Origin of the sequence: methanotrophic endosymbiont of Bathymodiolus puteoserpentis (Logatchev) (assembly GCF_900128525.1) — a bacterium.
GTDB lineage: Bacteria > Pseudomonadota > Gammaproteobacteria > Methylococcales > Methylomonadaceae > Methyloprofundus.
This window is the reverse complement of sequence record NZ_FQTQ01000205.1, coordinates 1-15,553: the sequence shown is the minus strand read 5'-3', so window position 1 is coordinate 15,553 and position 15,553 is coordinate 1. Positions and strand designations below refer to the sequence as shown.

Below are 15,553 nucleotides of genomic sequence, written 5' to 3'. Positions count from 1 at the left end.
GGCTTAGTAGTGGCGGAAAATGAGCATTGTATCAATATGTCTAGCAGGTACAAACAGAGACTTTGAGTCGTGTGGCAATTAACGTTATCATGGTCGATTTTATTGTGTGTACAGAGAATATGAAAACAGCTCTTTTAGCCGGAACGCAGTCAGCTTGTGGCAAGACTACAATCATGTTGGCTTTGTTGCAATATTTAAAAGCACAGCAACATAATGTCGTGTCTTTTAAGGCCGGTCCTGATTTTTTAGATCCTTTATGGCATCAGGCGATCACTGGCCAGTATTCTTATAATCTGGATACGCGCATGATTGGCGCAGCGAACAGTCAACAGTTATTAGCTAAGCAAGCACTGGCTGCGGATGTTGCCGTGATTGAAGGGGTCATGGGCTTATTTGATGGGCGTTCGGGGGTGGGTGAAAGTGGCTCTAGTGCAGAATTAGCAAAAGTCTTGCAAGTACCGATTTTTTTGGTGGTTGACGCTAAAGGGATGAGTGGCTCGATTGTGCCTTTGGTCAGTGGTTTTTGTGCTTATGCTGAAAAAATGGGTGTTAGGATCAGCGGCATTATCGCTAACCGAGTGGGTAGTGCGCATCATGCCAGTTTACTAAAAACTGTTTTACAGGAGCATCAGCAGCCGCCTTTAATTGCTTGGATGGAGAAAGATGCACCTGTCTTACCCGAGCGGCATTTAGGGTTGATGCAACCTTCTGAAGTAGCATTACCTGATTTTTTGCCTTTTTTTCATGTAGAAGTAGCCGATTTAGTGGCTTTGTTTGCTGAGACGGATAGTCATTTAGGTGAGCAAAAACCAATTCAATTATTAAAAGGCAAAAAAATTGCTATCGCACAAGATGCCGCTTGTTGTTTTATTTATCCAGTGAATCTGGAGTTTTTACGGGAGCAGGGGGCTGAGCTTGTATTTTTCTCGCCTGTTGCGGGTGATGCTATTCCTAATACGGCTGATGCCGTATGGCTGCCGGGAGGCTATCCAGAGTTATTTGTGCAAGCTTTATCGATCTCGAAGACTTGGTTTTCTTTAGGTGAATTTATCGAAGCGGGTAAACCTGTATTAGCCGAATGTGGCGGGGCGATGTTATTGGGAGAGGCTTTAATTGATCTGGATGGCAAGTCTTGGGCTATGGCTAATATCTTGCCTTTTCGCTCGAAAATGCAAACGAGACTGGCTTCTTTAGGTTATCGGGAGGATAAGACAGGCATCAAAGGCCATGAGTTTCATCATTCTGTGCGTGAGTCTGAGCAAAAATTAGAGCCCTATTTGCAAATAGATCGGGGCGACCAAGGTGTGTGTTATAAAAATTGTCGTGCTTCTTATGTGCATTGGTATTTTGCCAGTGCGCCTGAAGTTATAAGTAAATGGTTAAGTGGGAATAAATGAAAGCAAGAGATCGCCGTCAGGGCATCGTATTAGTCAATACTGGCGAAGGCAAAGGTAAATCATCGAGTGCTTTGGGTATGGTGTTTCGTGCCGCAGGTTGGGATATGAAGGTTTGTGTTATTCAATATATTAAAGGCAAATGGCAAACGGGTGAGCAAAAAGCTGCGGAGCGCTTTGATAATATTGAATGGCATGTATTGGGTGATGGTTTTACTTGGGATACGAAAAATCCGGAGCAGGACATTAAAACCAGTCGTGAAATTTGGGAGTTTAGTAAACAGAAGATTTTGTCAGAAGAGTATGATTTTGTTTTATTGGATGAAATTAACTATTGTTGTGGCTATAACTGGATTTCTGGGCAGGAAATTGCTGATTTTATTATCCATGAAAAGCCGCCTTGGATGCATTTGGTTTTGACTGGGCGCAATGCCGCGCCTGAAGTGATTGAAGCCGCGCATACGGTGACAGAAATGGCTAAGGTTAAGCATGCTTATGGACAAGGGATTAAAGCTGCTCAAGGCGTGGAATTTTAGATTTTTTTATGTGGGAGCGACTTTAGTCGCGATTTGTAGTCAGTCAGGCAAGGTAAATATTTGCTTTGGTAGGGCGTGGCTTTAGCCCGCCCCACCGAAAATCAAACAAAAATACAATAAGTTAAAAATGAAGTCACTTTACCCAGAAATAGAACCTTTCCATACCTTCTTTCTAGAAACAGGTAGCCAGCATAAGGTTTATGTAGAGCAGTCAGGCAACCCTACAGGAATTCCAGTCGTGTTTTTACATGGCGGCCCTTGTTCGGGTACTAAGCCGCAACACCGCTGTTTTTTCAATCCAGAGTTGTACCATATTATTTTGTTTGATCAGCGTGGTTGTGGATTATCTCAACCTTTTGGCGAACTAGAGGGGAATCATACTCAGAATTTGATTGCTGATATGGAGCGTATTCGTCGGCAGTTAAAGATAGACAAATGGCTATTATTTAGTGGCTCATGGGGCAGTACTTTAGCTTTATTATATGCACAGCAGTTTAAAGAGTATGTCTCAGGGATTATTGTTCGTGGCGTTTTTCTCGCGCGGCAACAAGATTTGGATTGGTTTGCTGGTCATGGTGCAAATCGGATTTACCCTGAGCAATGGCAGATATTACTCGATAGCTTGCCCGTAGAAGTTGATAAGCAACAGTCGATGCACTCAGTTTTCGCTACGCTATGGGGGGATGATGAAGTGGCGGTGCGACGAGTGACTCGTGCGTGGATGCAATGGAGTAGTCAAGTGGCTTTAGGGGGATTTTATGATCAAAGCCGGCAAGATGGGCATATTACCCAAAACATGGTTGATCAGGTAAAAATGGAATTGCATTATGCGCGTCATCATTATTTCATTAATGAAAATCAAGTATTAGAAGGTTGTGCTCAGTTGCAAGATATTCCAATAATGATTATTCATGGGCGGCATGATTTTGTTTGTCCAGTGGAAGCGGGTTTTACATTATCCAAAGCTTTGCCTTATGCAGATTATATCGTTTTGCCGAATGCAGGGCATATTGCTCAAGGTGATGAAATGATAGATGCTTTAGTCGTGGCAACTGATGTCATGGCGGAGCAGTTGCAATGAACTCGCAGAAAAAACGCCTAGTCATTGCGATGACAGGGGCGACTGGCGCTATCTACGGTGTGCGTATGTTGCAAGTGTTACAACAGCAAGAAGAATGGGAATCGCATTTAGTTATTTCTTCCGCAGGTTTAGTGAATTTAAGCTATGAATTAGAGATGAGTCGCTCTGAGTTGTATGCATTAGCTGATATCACGCATGGTATTAATGATATTGCTGCAACTATTGCGAGTGGCTCATTTCAAACCGAAGGTGTTATTATTGCACCATGCTCGATGAAAACATTAGCTGCGATAGCTCATGGTTTTGGGGATAATTTAATTTCTCGATCTGCCGATGTCGCTTTAAAAGAGCGGCGGCGAGTCGTTATTATGCCGCGTGAAACACCGTTAAATTTAGCGCATATTCGCAATATGGCGAGCGCTACCGAAATGGGCGCAATCATTTTCCCGCCTATGCCTGCATTTTATAATAAATCTAATTCAATTTCTGCTATGGTGGATGAGGGAGTGGGGCGAGTGCTGAGTATGTTTGCTGTGAATGTCGAAGGCTTATTTACACCCTGGGAAGGGTTGTAAATATCGTGAAAAATAACACATAAAAAAACAGCCTTAAGGCTGGGAGAAAGGTATGAATACACAAACTGAAATTACAAAGATTGAGCGGCTCATAAATCCTGAATGGTTTATGCTGCGCGGGATAGCCATGCTGATATCAGGAGGGATACTGTTAATATTTTCAATACTGGTGCCAAATGTTGAGATGCTAGGTATGCAAGCGTCTTGGTTGCTCTTTTGTTCAATGTTACTACTAATAGCGGGTATTTTAAGGGCTATTGATGCTTATACCTCTGATAGAGTAGCGTTGAAGGTGATGAATATGCAAAGCAGTATTATTGATTTGGTTTGTGGCTTTATTATTTTGATTAATCTCGGTGCAACTGCGCTTACTTTGAGTTTAATTGTTGCTGCTTACCTTATAATACAAGGCCTATTTCGGCTGGGATTTATTTATTTATCTGAAATTCCTAATCCTTATTCAGCGAAAGTTGGTGGGGGTATATCGGTGTTGCTAGGCATAATGGTTTGTTTTCAGTGGCCATTTAATGGGCTATGGTTTTTATCTTTTGCGCTAAGCGCTGAAATAGCTAATCGTGGATGGGCATTAATTTTTTATGCAAAATCAGTTCGTAAGGGGCAGCTTGACTAAGTTTGGGATGATACGAGTATTTATACGTTGGGACTGCACACTTGTAGGAGTCATATATACGAATACTTATTCTCACCAGCTAGCTGTGTAATTGTTTCAATAAAGATCTAATAAGCAGAGTAACTTTTGCTAAAGCTTAGGCTATTAGACTTGCTAATAAGCTTTCGAGTTTTTGCTATTACGGAAAATCAACGGTTTCTCATTGCTGGCTAAAGCTGATAGTCGCGCTGATTCTATCGCTTCCGTGATGATGTGTTTATCCGGTGATTTACTGCAAACAGGGTCGGTTTTATACATATCACCTGTGAGTAAATAAGCTTGGCAACGACAACCACCGAAGTCTTTGTCTTTTTCATCACAACTTTTGCACGGCTCTTGCATCCATTCTGTGCCACGGAAAAAGTTGAAGGCTTTAGATTCATGCCAGATTTCGGAAATACTCGCATCATTGACATTTGGGCAATCTAAGCCGGGTAATTCACGCGCAGAATGGCAGGGTAGAGCGACACCATCGGGCGCAATAGTTAAAAAAGTGGTTCCCCAGCCGTTCATGCAAGCTTTGGGGCGGTCTTCATGAAAATCAGGAATCACATAATAAATTTTCATTTTACCAGCGACTTTTTCTTTAAACGCTTGGGCGATTTCTTCCGCTTCTTGGTATTGCTCTTGGGTGGGCATTAATAAATCGCGGTTAGCATGCGCCCAACCGTAATATTGGGTATTGGCTAATTCAACGTAATCTGCGCCTAGTTCTTCGGCCATGGCTAAAATATCAGCCATTTGGTGAATATTTTCACGATGAATAACCACGCATAACACCATCGGATAGCCGTGTTTTTTGACTAAGCGCGCGACTTCTTGTTTGCTGTGAAATGATTCAGTACCGGCAATATGATCGTTTAAATCTTGGGTGCTGGCTTGGATACTGATTTGAATATGATCTAAGCCAGCCTCTTTTAGCTGAATGATTTTTTCTTCCGTTAGACCGTAGCCGGAGGTGATTAAATTGGAATAATAGCCGAGTTCACGGGCGTGTTGGACTAATTCAGGGAGGTCTTGGCGGGTTAAGGGTTCGCCACCAGAAAAACCAAGCTGTACTGCACCCATTTTGCGAGCTTCAGAAAGTACACGCTTCCAGTCGTCGGTGCTGATTTCATCGCTATGCTGTGCGTAATCAAGTGGATTAGAGCAGTAGGGGCATTGTAGAGGGCATTTATAAGTAAGCTCTGCTAATAACCAGCGCGGAGGGGTGATGTTAGTTTTGTTGGATCCAGCCATTGCCTAGTGCTACCTCTAAAAAGCCTGAAATATCATTTTTTAAGCCTGTGGTGGCGAATTTTTCTTCCAAGTCGGCAACCAGTTGATCTAGGTTGCGTGTGCCATCGCAGAGTTTTAATATTTCTGCGGAACTTTGGTTTAATTCCACCATGCCTTCGGGGTAGAGTATAACATCTTTTTGTTGCGCTTCTTCCCATTGTAAGCGGTGCATAGGGGAGAATTTAATGGTTTTCTCTGTATTTAGACTCATGTTCTTTAGCCTTGGCGTTTTATTTAAAAGTAGGGCGGCTTGCAGGGCGGACTTTAGTCCGCAATTTATGCGCATCTTTCTATGGCATATAGACTCAATAAAGCCCGAAAATTTAGAACATGCAATATTGCCTGCCTTTGACGGGCGGACAGTGTTTCTGGATATTATTGCATGTTGATTCCTACTAGCGGACTGAAGTTCGCCTTACGGATTAATCAATCTTCTATATTAAAATACGGAGGCATATCATTGATATAAGCCATATACATAGCATCAGCCATGCTCCACAAAACATTTAATTTGAATTTTAATATTTCTAGCATGCGCTCTTGTTCTTTACGTGTCTTGTAGTAATCTAGGGTAATTTCTAGGCCATGCTCTACATCGCGGCGTGCTTCAGATAAACGCTTGCGGAAATAAATATAGCCTTCCTCTTCTACCCATGGGTAAAGTTCTGGCCAATTACTTAAACGCTGCTGGTGAATTTTTGGTGCGAATAACTCTGTTAAGGAAGAACTAGCCGCTTCATGCCACTCTGAATTGCGTGCAAAATTCACATAGGCTTCAACGGCAAATTTTACACCGGGTAAAACATGCTCTAAAGAGGTAACTTCCTCGCGCGTCATGCCGACTGCAATACCAAGCTGTATCCACGCTTCAATGCCGCCAGGATCACCTGGGTGTCCGTCATGATCCAAAATGCGTTGTGTCCAGATGGCGCGAGTTTCACGATCAGGACAATTTGCCAAAATATTAGCATCTTTAATGGGGATCATGATTTGATAATAGAATCGGTTCGCCACCCAACCTTGCAGCTGTTTTTTAGTTAACTTACCTTCATTCATTAAGGTGTGCATAGGATGATGAATATGGTAAAACTTTTCCATACTGCGTAATTGAACTTCAAACTCTTCGCGTGTCCAAGGTGTTTGCTTTGTCATAATTATAGCTCGATATTCATATTGTCGAAGGATACCTCTATACCGTGTTCATTAAGTATAGCGCGTTCTTCAGATTCTTCATTGAGAATGGGGTTGGTATTATTAATATGAATTAAAATTTTACGTGGTTTTTTCATTGAGTCCAAAATTTGCATCATTCCGCCTTCACCTGATTGTGGGATATGGCCAATTTTTCGTGCTAATAAAGGTCGACCGACCGAAGCTAGCTCATCATCTGTCCAAAATGTGCCGTCAACCATGACGCAATCCGCTTCTTGCATGGCTTTTTCGACATGGGGCTCGATTACGCCTAAACCGGGTGCATAAAACGTTGTTTTACCTGTTGAAACCTGGCGAATAATCATGCCAATATTATCACCTTCATGCGGGTCGTTTCTATGTGGTGAATAAGGCGGTGCTTTACTTTTTAGGGCTAAGGCGGTGAACTCAAGGTCGTCAATATTAGGAATGGTAAAGGCATCACCATTTAAGGGAATAGAATGCTCATTAACGCCACAAAAGTGTTCCAGAATGTTAAAAATAGGAAAGCCAGTAGTTAAGTCTTGTTTAACCATCTCGGTACAATAAATATTTAAGGGGTCACCCTCGCGTAAAATCAGCAGGCCGGTAGCATGATCGATTTGCGAATCGATAATGACAATGGCTTCTATGCCAGTGCCACGCACTTTGTTTTTAGGGTGAATTTCTGGAAAATTTTCTAATTGTGCACGTACATCAGGGGAGGCATTAAATAACACCCAGTGTTCACCATCAGATGAAACGGCGATAGAGGATTGGTTGCGTGTACTGGCTTTGATTGTACCCGCTCTGACTGCTTTACAATTTGGACAGCTGCAATTCCATTGTGGAAAACCACCGCCAGCGCCTGAACCGAGAACTCTTATTTTCATGATGTTTTATTCTTTGATTAGAAATAGTAGACAAAAAAAAGGGCTCAATAAAGAGCCCTTTCATTTCTGAACCGAATGATTAGCGGTTATAGATGTACATAGTGACTTCAAAACCAAAACGTAAATCAGTATAAGCAGGTGTTTCCCATTTCATAAATTTCTCCGGATTAATATTTAATTTTTATTATGCTAGCTTGATCAAGTAAGCTACTCGGCAGTATACGATGAAGTTTTTTGTTTGGCAAATGAACAATTGGCTAAATGCACATAATATACTTGTGAGAATAGCAAGAGCGCGTTATATTTGGCTTACTCATACTGAGTAAAAAATAATAAAATTTCGGAGGTAGGTTATGGCTGGTGATGTTATTTGGATGACTATTTTAATGTGGATTGCTGCGGGAGCGGCTTTTGCTCCATTAGGGTATTTTATTTGGAAATATGTTCAGAAGCATGAAGAGGCTAGAGCCGAAGCTGATAGTGAGTAAAATCTACAGCTTCAAATGCTTGATAGGGTGGGCATTGCCCGCCCTTTTGTTATTTTAGCTGCACCGCTTTATTTAAGGTAGTCTACTAATAGCGGACTAAAGTTCGCTCTACAAATATGGTTAATATCCCGTTTTAGCTGTGTTTCCTTATCTCTTAGAGCTACAGGTTGGGCAGTTATTATTTTTACGTAATTTCATTTCATTCCATTGCATAGATAAGCTATCTAATAATAGTAAGCGTCCTGCCAGGCTATCGCCAATATCCATAATCAACTTTAAGGCTTCCATTGCCTGAATACTGCCAATAATGCCAGTAATTGGTGCAATAACACCATTAGTAGCGCAATTCTGTAACTCTTCGCCATTTTGTACATATAAACAATTATAGCAAGGACTATTGTTATATCCTGGAGTAAACACGCTAACTTGCCCTTCAAAACGAATAGCCGCTCCCGATACCAGCGCTGTCTTCTGCTCTACGCAGGCGCTATTGATAGCAAAACGGGTACTGAAATTATCTGAACAATCTAATACGACACTAGCATGACTAACGGCCTTTTTTAAGGCTTCACCCTCCAAGCGTTGTTTGATAGCAAGTACTTTTATATCAGGATTTATATTATTTAATGTGTGTTGGGTTGAAATGACTTTATCTGTCCCAATATCGTTTGTGTAATGAGCTATCTGTCGTTGTAAATTGGATAGGTCAACTTGGTCATCATCATAAATAGTGATCTTGCCCACACCTGCAGCAGCAAGGTACATAGCGGCTGGGGAGCCTAGGCCGCCAGCTCCAACTATTAAGATATGGGCATTAAGTAGTTTTTCTTGTCCTTCAATATCTACTTGCGGGAGCATGATTTGACGGCTGTAGCGTAAGAGTTGATTGTCGTTCATTTTGGTTTAATTTTTCGGTAAGCAGAAGTGAATGATGCCATAAACTTGACAGACTGCAAAAGTGGATTATTATTAGCACTCGTATTGAGTGAGTGCTAATCGGATTTAGTTTTTTTAATTTTTTATTATTTTAGGAGATATTTGAATGAATATACGCCCTTTACACGACCGTGTTATTGTTAAACGCGTTGCAGAAGAAACAACAACAGCAGGTGGTATCGTTTTACCTGGTTCAGCGACTGAAAAACCAAGTGAAGGCGAAGTATTAGCTGTAGGGACTGGTAAAGTTTTAGATAACGGTCAAGTGCATGAGTTACACGTAAAAGTCGGTGATAGAGTGTTATTTGGTAAATACTCAGGTAGCGAAGTTAAAATCGACGGTGAAGAAGTTATCGTAATGCGTGAAGACGATATTATGGGTGTTTTAGGTTAAGCCTAATAGACACTTAAAATTCTTAAAATCATTCAACAAATAATTAGGTAATAAACACATGGCAGCAAAAGAAGTAAAATTCGGTGATGACGCACGTTCGTTAATGGCAAACGGCGTTAATATTCTAGCTAACGCAGTAAAAGCAACCTTAGGACCTAAAGGTCGTAACGCAGTCTTAGATAAGAGCTTTGGTGCACCAACAATCACTAAAGATGGTGTCTCGGTTGCAAAAGAAATCGAATTAGAGGATAAATTCGAAAATATGGGCGCGCAAATGGTTAAAGAAGTTGCTTCGCAAACGTCTGACGTTGCGGGTGATGGAACAACAACAGCCACTGTACTAGCGCAATCGATTGTAAACGAAGGTTTGAAATCAGTTGCAGCAGGCATGAATCCAATGGATTTAAAGCGTGGTATTGATTTAGCTGTGACGAAAGCGGTTGAAGCTATCATTGCTTCTGCAACACCTTGTGCAGATAACAAAGCGATTGCTCAAGTAGGCACGATTTCTGCGAACTCTGATGAGTCTGTTGGTCAAATCATTGCTGAAGCAATGGAGAAAGTAGGTAAAGAAGGCGTAATCACAGTTGAAGAAGGCTCAGGCTTAGACAACGAATTAGATGTTGTTGAAGGTATGCAGTTTGACCGTGGTTATTTATCACCTTACTTTATTAATAACCAAGAAAGTATGAGCATCGAATTAGATGATCCTTTCATCTTGGTCTTTGATAAAAAAATCTCTAATATCCGTGATCTACTACCAACACTAGAAGGTGTTGCGAAAGCAGGTCGTCCTTTATTAATTATTGCTGAAGATGTTGATGGTGAAGCTTTAGCGACACTTGTTGTTAACAACATGCGCGGTATCGTCAAAGTGGCAGCTGTTAAAGCGCCTGGTTTTGGTGATCGTCGTAAAGCAATGTTAGAAGATATCGCTGTATTGACTAATGCAACGGTTATTTCTGAAGAAATTGGTTTATCTTTAGAAAAAGTTGAGATGGATCAACTAGGTACAGCTAAGAAAATTCAAATCACTAAAGAAAATACAGTGATTGTTGATGGTGCGGGTTCAGAGGAAGCGATTAAAGGTCGTGTTGCACAAATTCGTGCACAAGCTGATGAAGCAACTTCTGACTACGATAAAGAAAAACTACAGGAGCGTCTTGCTAAATTAGCTGGCGGTGTTGCGGTTATCAAAGTTGGCGCGGCAACTGAAGTTGAAATGAAAGAGAAAAAAGCTCGCGTAGAAGATGCATTGCATTCAACTCGCGCTGCGGTTGAAGAAGGTGTTGTTGCGGGTGGTGGTACTGCGCTAGTGCGTGCTATTTCAGCACTTGAAGGTCTAGAAGGTATTAATCACGATCAAAAAGTCGGGGTTGATATTTTACGCCGTGCAATGTCTGCGCCTTTACGTCAAATTGTTGCTAATGCAGGTGATGAAGCTTCTGTTGTTTGCAATGAAGTGGCTAATGGTTCAGGTAACTTCGGCTATAACGCAGCGACTGCAGAATATGGTGATATGCTTGCTATGGGTATCTTAGATCCTGCAAAAGTAACACGTACTGCATTACAAAATGCAGCGTCTGTAGCGGGCTTAATGATTACTACTGAAGTTATGGTTGCTGATGCACCAACATCTGAAGGTAGTGCCCCTGCAATGCCTGATATGGGCGGTATGGGCGGTATGGGTGGTATGGGCGGTATGATGTAAGCTCGCGCTATTTGTCCATAGCTTAAAAAAAGCCCCGCTACTTGATAAAGGTAGCGGGGCTTTTTTATATCTTGCGTTTATTGGTCAGCGCTTATTCACATCCAGCTAGTGGCAGCCACTTGGATAAAGAGCCAACATCTGACAATATATTATCTGCATCTAAATAATAGACATGATTGTCGTTGGTATTAACGCCTAAATAGACGTTTTGTGTTGAGAAATAACGATAATAATAGGGGCTTAGAGTTTTTGATGCTGCAGCGGGTGAAAATAGGTCGGGATAGTTATTTTCTGCCCAAGTAAATAAGCAGTCATAGGAGGAAGTAGTGTCGCCACCATTAGCGAGTGTAATAGTTTGAGATAATAGTCCGCGACCACCAGCCATTGGAACAACAGGGGTATGCCAAGCTAAATAATACATACAAGTGTTTCCCATAAGTGCGCCTGCACTGCAATCCATATAAGCAAGTTGGCTCTCATCGGTTGCGCCCAGTGTCGGGTCGGTGGCATTAAAGTTAATGGCGACCATAACATTATTATTGATAGGCGGGTTGGTCTCGATATCTGTTGTTTCCAGTGCATAGGCATGAGCAGTAATACCGCCTTGGCCATCGCTCTGAGCATCAAGTTGGTACTTGATTTCTTCTATATTTCCCATAAGAACATCATCTAACTTACCTTGTAAGTTATTGATTTCCTGAGTCGTTGGGTCGTAATCAAATGTACCCGTAAAGGTGGTATCATCGATAAAAACCAGCTTTACATTGTACAATTCGGCATTAGCATGACTGCTTAGTAGTAATGGCACAGATGCTAGTAATAATTTATATGTTTTCATATCTATTTTCTCCTCATAATGAGTTTGTTAATATTTAAGAGTGAAGCCTACATAAACAGAACGTCCTTGACCGGCTAAATTCTGTGTATTTGGGCGTGAAGAAACTAATGTCATGGGGTATTGGTCACCAATATAAACCCCTGAAAGTGGTGCATAATATTGTTTATTAAGAATATTATCGACACCTAGGTCGATACTGCCATATTGCCATTGATAGCTTGTTTTCATATTGAGCAAAATATAAGAGGGGGTTTGTAATTCATTGCGAATTTCTTGTACCTCATCTTTTGCATCTACAAACTGCATTTCAATTGAGTTTTGCCAACCATTTAATTTATGATCTATGCTCCACTTTAGATTGAAAGGCATCATATGATAGAGATTTCCGCCATCCATGCGTCGTCCGCGCACATAGCTCATAATGGATTTACTCGAAAACTGACCTAACCGTTTACTCTTATATAGATTTACCTGGCCACTGACATCAACTCCCCACAGTAATGCATCATGATTTTCCATCTGCAAATAAGAGAAGCCATTTTCGGGTTGTTTACAGGTTTGGCAGAGATCAGCATCAATAAAGTTTTCAACATAACTAAAATAAGGGGTTAATTTGATGCTCCAGTCATCATTTCCAGTTGGGTCAAAAAATTCACTTGTGAAGGTAATATTGTGTGCCGTTTCTGTTTTTAAATTAATATTACCTACGTAACCATTACCATCACCAAACCAACCTATCATGGTCATTGGCATCGGGCTGGTACTCCAAGGGTAAAGCTCATGTAGTGAGGGGGCGCGGTTCTTGCGTGCATAGCCAAAATTATAATTAGCCCAATCGTTCGGCATATACTTTACAGAGGCGGTAATATCAATGGTATCAAAATTTCGATGATGATCTAAAGCATTGAATGCTATGGCTTGTTCGTAGTCAGGAGTGACTGTGTTGTAGGCTTGGGCATCACCTGTATTTGTCATAGTGCGGTCATATCTTAGACCAAACATGGTCTGCCAGTTATCTGACCAAAACCGTTCCCATTCGGTAAATATCGCAAAACGATCTCTCGTCGCATGATTTAGGTTGAGAAAGGTGTTCGGGCCCATCATGCTAGGAAAAGTAGAGGTTGGTGGCCAATAGTCATGAATAGCATTGCTATGAAATTCACTACCAATACGCACTAGGTCATCATTGTTAAAAGGTATCTCAGCTTGCAGTTTGTAACCAATATTGGTACTTCGAGTATTCATCGGCATGGGCTCTGGAGCCTCTCTATCCGGTCCAAAGTCCATAACATGTGTGGTATGCTCAATAAATAGTTTACCGTCTAAAGTACCCCAGTCAAAATTACCTTTATAGTGCATATTGCCAAAAACACTATCATTATTAGTCAAATCCATTCGGGCCGTTGGAAAGCCTTGGTAAGGCATGTTTTGCAGTCCTGCCTTTATTTCCAGTAAATGTGAATCCCATTTAAAGGCTAAGGCTGCCGCATGATTTTGAGTTTGATAGCGTGTTGATTTAATAACGGTACCATTACCATCGCTATAATTACTGCTCTGAGTATGAGCAAATGAGTAATCAAGGCGAAAGAAATCATTTGCTAAGCCTGCTGAGATATTTGCACCAAAAGCATCGCCGTTACTACGATAAAAAGAAGATACCGTTCCTGTCGTTAAATAGCCTGCGCCTGGATCCGCAAAAATAGGTTCGGCTGACTCAACAGAAATAGTGCCGGCAATACTATCACCGCCCATACTTACTGGAGTGACACCTTGTAAGATTATAATCTTACCCACATTGCTACGATCAATACTGGCTAAAGCAGGGTTCATATGGTTGGGACAACTCGAATTTACTGTCATACCATTCACCTCAATTTTAATTCGAGTATCATTTAAGCCACGAAGAATGGGGATTGAAGATACGCCTCCAGCACCTTGAAAACTAACACCTGCCGTATCTCCTAGTAATTGCGCGGTATCCGATATTTGGCTTTGTTTTTTTGCAATATCATCTTTTCCTAGTGTTGTTTGATGTGAGATATTGGCGTCGCCTGCGCTTTGAGTGACGGTCATATCATTGAGATGCAAAACGGCATCTTCTTCAGTGACGTTATCTTTGGTCATTTCTTCTGCATAAGTAACGGATAGAGCAGAATATGCAGCAAAAATCGATAGAAATAATGTGGGTTTATTAATGTTCATTAAATGTCATAATTTTTTGGCAAGGTCATCTTAAGTCATGCTTAGTGGTGCTGAATTTATAATCAGAAGATGGGGGATTTTTAATTATTTTTGAGAGAATATTTAACAGGCTTGTAAAGCATGCATTAGGATATTCTAATGTTATTTTGGTTGTAAAGCTAAAAATTTTATGATGAATTTTATATTTTTAGCTTTTTATATTCACTCGATAGGATCTTTGAGTAATAAGCTATTTGCCATATTTTTCGCTAAAACGGCTTGTTCAATGAAATCGAGAGCCTGTAATTTATTTTGTGCTATAAGCGCCTGCTGTTCAAGGCTTAATGCTTTATGCAATAATCTCAGTGACTTTGGGTTAGCAATAATAGCACCACCCTCAAGAACTTCTATCGCATCTTCTGTCTCTGCCATAGCCAATTTTAATATGTCTAGTTGGTCAGACGTTTTGTTTAATTGTGTCACTTGAATATCAAGTTCGTTTGAACTACGGATATTTTCCATTGCATTAAGCGTGCGTAAAAATAATGCGATAGCAGTTACTTGCGTGGGCTCTAAATGAATGCAACGCCCGCATTCTGAATTAGGATCCGTTGGGTCCGCAGGTTTAGCGCCAGGTGAAGCATGGAAAGCTTTACTATTATAGAAAGCAATGGCCTCTTCCAAAGTATTTACTGAGTTATTGTGAAAATAGGGAGCTGTATCTGCTGCTTCAACGACCGTTGTCATATTAAACTCATGGTTTCCAAAACAGTTTTGAGTATTATCACTACCACAATTATCTTGTTCTTTATTGTTAAACCCACCATCTGAGCAGCAATTCTCAATTTAGGATTCAGTGATAAAATAAATCCAATTCCTTACCCCAAAAAAATTCTATAAGTGATNCCATCTGAGGGTGCTTCTTGCCATACCAATTTTAATATGTTAGGTAAGTTTTCTACTCCGGTATTGCGGTTACCATTTTGCAGTGAGGTGGAGCTATTGGCTCCGGCATTAAAGTGACAGCCTTTGCATTGACCTGTACCTGGTTCTGTGCTATGGAATAATTCCTTGCCTGTTTCTACGATAGGTGAAGAAAAATGCATATTATCTAAGTCAGGATCCCTAGACCTACCTAGAGATAGCATATAAGCATGAAGTGCATCTAGTTCATCATCTGTTGGCATGCGAAAGTCAATATCGACTTCACGATTAAGGGTTTTTGGCATATGTTGTATAATCGCGCCTATAGTAAAAGACCTTAATGAACCATCTAGTGGTGAACCATCAGCAGACCATCCGAGTGAACTTTCTACTACAGTGCCTTCCGCATCCCACTCTGGTGTAGTCGATGTTCCTAATGCTAATAAGGAATGAGCACAAATTAATTTAGGCAAGTTCAATTTAA

The 15,553-nt window shown here is 41.0% G+C and carries 17 protein-coding genes; 8 read left to right on the top strand and 9 right to left on the bottom strand.

Going from position 1 to position 15,553, the window contains the following annotated elements:
- The first annotated feature begins 71 nt into the window (after positions 1-71).
- The 5 genes from BQ7314_RS14935 (at position 72) to BQ7314_RS14915 (ending at position 4,217) form a co-directional block, all read left to right on the top strand.
- Entirely contained in the window at positions 72-1,397 is a 1,326-nt protein-coding gene (locus BQ7314_RS14935) for a cobyrinic acid a,c-diamide synthase CobB (protein WP_245395022.1), read from the top strand.
- Positions 1,394-1,930 carry a cob(I)yrinic acid a,c-diamide adenosyltransferase gene (cobO, locus tag BQ7314_RS14930; RefSeq protein WP_174484487.1) on the top strand — a complete coding sequence of 179 codons (537 nt, stop codon included), beginning with the start codon at positions 1,394-1,396 and terminating at the stop codon, positions 1,928-1,930. The genes BQ7314_RS14935 and cobO overlap by 4 nt, the downstream gene beginning before the upstream one ends.
- A gap of 127 nt (positions 1,931-2,057) precedes the next feature.
- Positions 2,058-3,011 carry a prolyl aminopeptidase gene (gene pip / locus BQ7314_RS14925; protein ID WP_174484486.1) on the top strand — a complete coding sequence of 318 codons (954 nt, stop codon included), beginning with the start codon at positions 2,058-2,060 and terminating at the stop codon, positions 3,009-3,011.
- Positions 3,008-3,586 carry a UbiX family flavin prenyltransferase gene (locus BQ7314_RS14920; protein WP_174484485.1) on the top strand — a complete coding sequence of 193 codons (579 nt, stop codon included), beginning with the start codon at positions 3,008-3,010 and terminating at the stop codon, positions 3,584-3,586. The genes pip and BQ7314_RS14920 overlap by 4 nt, the downstream gene beginning before the upstream one ends.
- Before the next feature lie 52 nt (positions 3,587-3,638).
- Positions 3,639-4,217, top strand: coding sequence for an HdeD family acid-resistance protein (locus tag BQ7314_RS14915; RefSeq protein ID WP_174484484.1), 579 nt, complete (start codon positions 3,639-3,641; stop codon positions 4,215-4,217).
- A gap of 153 nt (positions 4,218-4,370) precedes the next feature.
- Here the strand turns inward: BQ7314_RS14915 and pqqE are convergent, their stop codons facing one another.
- The 5 genes from pqqE to pqqA form a co-directional block, all read right to left on the bottom strand.
- A complete protein-coding gene (gene pqqE, locus BQ7314_RS14910) occupies positions 4,371-5,495 on the bottom strand; it encodes a pyrroloquinoline quinone biosynthesis protein PqqE (protein ID WP_174484483.1) in 1,125 nt (374 codons plus the stop codon).
- Complete coding sequence (pqqD, locus tag BQ7314_RS14905; RefSeq protein WP_174484482.1) at positions 5,473-5,745, bottom strand: pyrroloquinoline quinone biosynthesis peptide chaperone PqqD; 273 nt, start codon at positions 5,743-5,745, stop codon at positions 5,473-5,475. The genes pqqE and pqqD overlap by 23 nt, the downstream gene beginning before the upstream one ends.
- Positions 5,746-5,960: 215 nt before the next feature.
- Positions 5,961-6,686: a pyrroloquinoline-quinone synthase PqqC gene (pqqC, locus tag BQ7314_RS14900; protein ID WP_174484481.1), complete on the bottom strand. Its 726-nt coding sequence runs from the start codon at positions 6,684-6,686 to the stop codon at positions 5,961-5,963.
- Positions 6,687-6,688: 2 nt separating this feature from the next.
- Positions 6,689-7,597, bottom strand: a complete 909-nt coding sequence (gene pqqB, locus BQ7314_RS14895; RefSeq protein ID WP_174484480.1) for a pyrroloquinoline quinone biosynthesis protein PqqB — start codon at positions 7,595-7,597, stop codon at positions 6,689-6,691.
- A 79-nt stretch (positions 7,598-7,676) separates the two neighbouring features.
- Complete coding sequence (pqqA, locus tag BQ7314_RS14890) at positions 7,677-7,751, bottom strand: pyrroloquinoline quinone precursor peptide PqqA (RefSeq protein WP_080524503.1); 75 nt, start codon at positions 7,749-7,751, stop codon at positions 7,677-7,679.
- 199 nt (positions 7,752-7,950) lie between these two features.
- On the opposite strand from pqqA, the gene BQ7314_RS15965 reads away from it, so the two are divergent.
- On the top strand, positions 7,951-8,085 hold the full coding sequence (locus tag BQ7314_RS15965; protein WP_280953899.1) for a hypothetical protein: 135 nt from the start codon (positions 7,951-7,953) through the stop codon (positions 8,083-8,085).
- A gap of 147 nt (positions 8,086-8,232) precedes the next feature.
- Here the strand turns inward: BQ7314_RS15965 and BQ7314_RS14885 are convergent, their stop codons facing one another.
- On the bottom strand, positions 8,233-8,982 hold the full coding sequence (locus BQ7314_RS14885) for a HesA/MoeB/ThiF family protein (RefSeq protein ID WP_174484479.1): 750 nt from the start codon (positions 8,980-8,982) through the stop codon (positions 8,233-8,235).
- A gap of 145 nt (positions 8,983-9,127) precedes the next feature.
- On the opposite strand from BQ7314_RS14885, the gene groES reads away from it, so the two are divergent.
- Both groES and groL read left to right on the top strand, forming a co-directional pair.
- Positions 9,128-9,415, top strand: coding sequence for a co-chaperone GroES (gene groES, locus BQ7314_RS14880; RefSeq protein WP_174484478.1), 288 nt, complete (start codon positions 9,128-9,130; stop codon positions 9,413-9,415).
- A gap of 58 nt (positions 9,416-9,473) precedes the next feature.
- Entirely contained in the window at positions 9,474-11,126 is a 1,653-nt protein-coding gene (gene groL, locus BQ7314_RS14875; protein ID WP_174484477.1) for a chaperonin GroEL, read from the top strand.
- A 91-nt stretch (positions 11,127-11,217) separates the two neighbouring features.
- Here groL and BQ7314_RS14870 read toward each other — a convergent pair whose 3' ends face one another.
- The 3 genes from BQ7314_RS14870 to BQ7314_RS14860 form a co-directional block, all read right to left on the bottom strand.
- Positions 11,218-11,964, bottom strand: coding sequence for a hypothetical protein (locus BQ7314_RS14870; protein WP_174484476.1), 747 nt, complete (start codon positions 11,962-11,964; stop codon positions 11,218-11,220).
- A 27-nt stretch (positions 11,965-11,991) separates the two neighbouring features.
- Positions 11,992-14,166, bottom strand: a complete 2,175-nt coding sequence (locus BQ7314_RS14865; RefSeq protein WP_174484475.1) for a TonB-dependent receptor — start codon at positions 14,164-14,166, stop codon at positions 11,992-11,994.
- A 201-nt stretch (positions 14,167-14,367) separates the two neighbouring features.
- Positions 14,368-14,892 carry a hypothetical protein gene (locus BQ7314_RS14860; protein WP_174484474.1) on the bottom strand — a complete coding sequence of 175 codons (525 nt, stop codon included), beginning with the start codon at positions 14,890-14,892 and terminating at the stop codon, positions 14,368-14,370.
- Positions 14,893-15,553 lie beyond the last annotated feature (661 nt).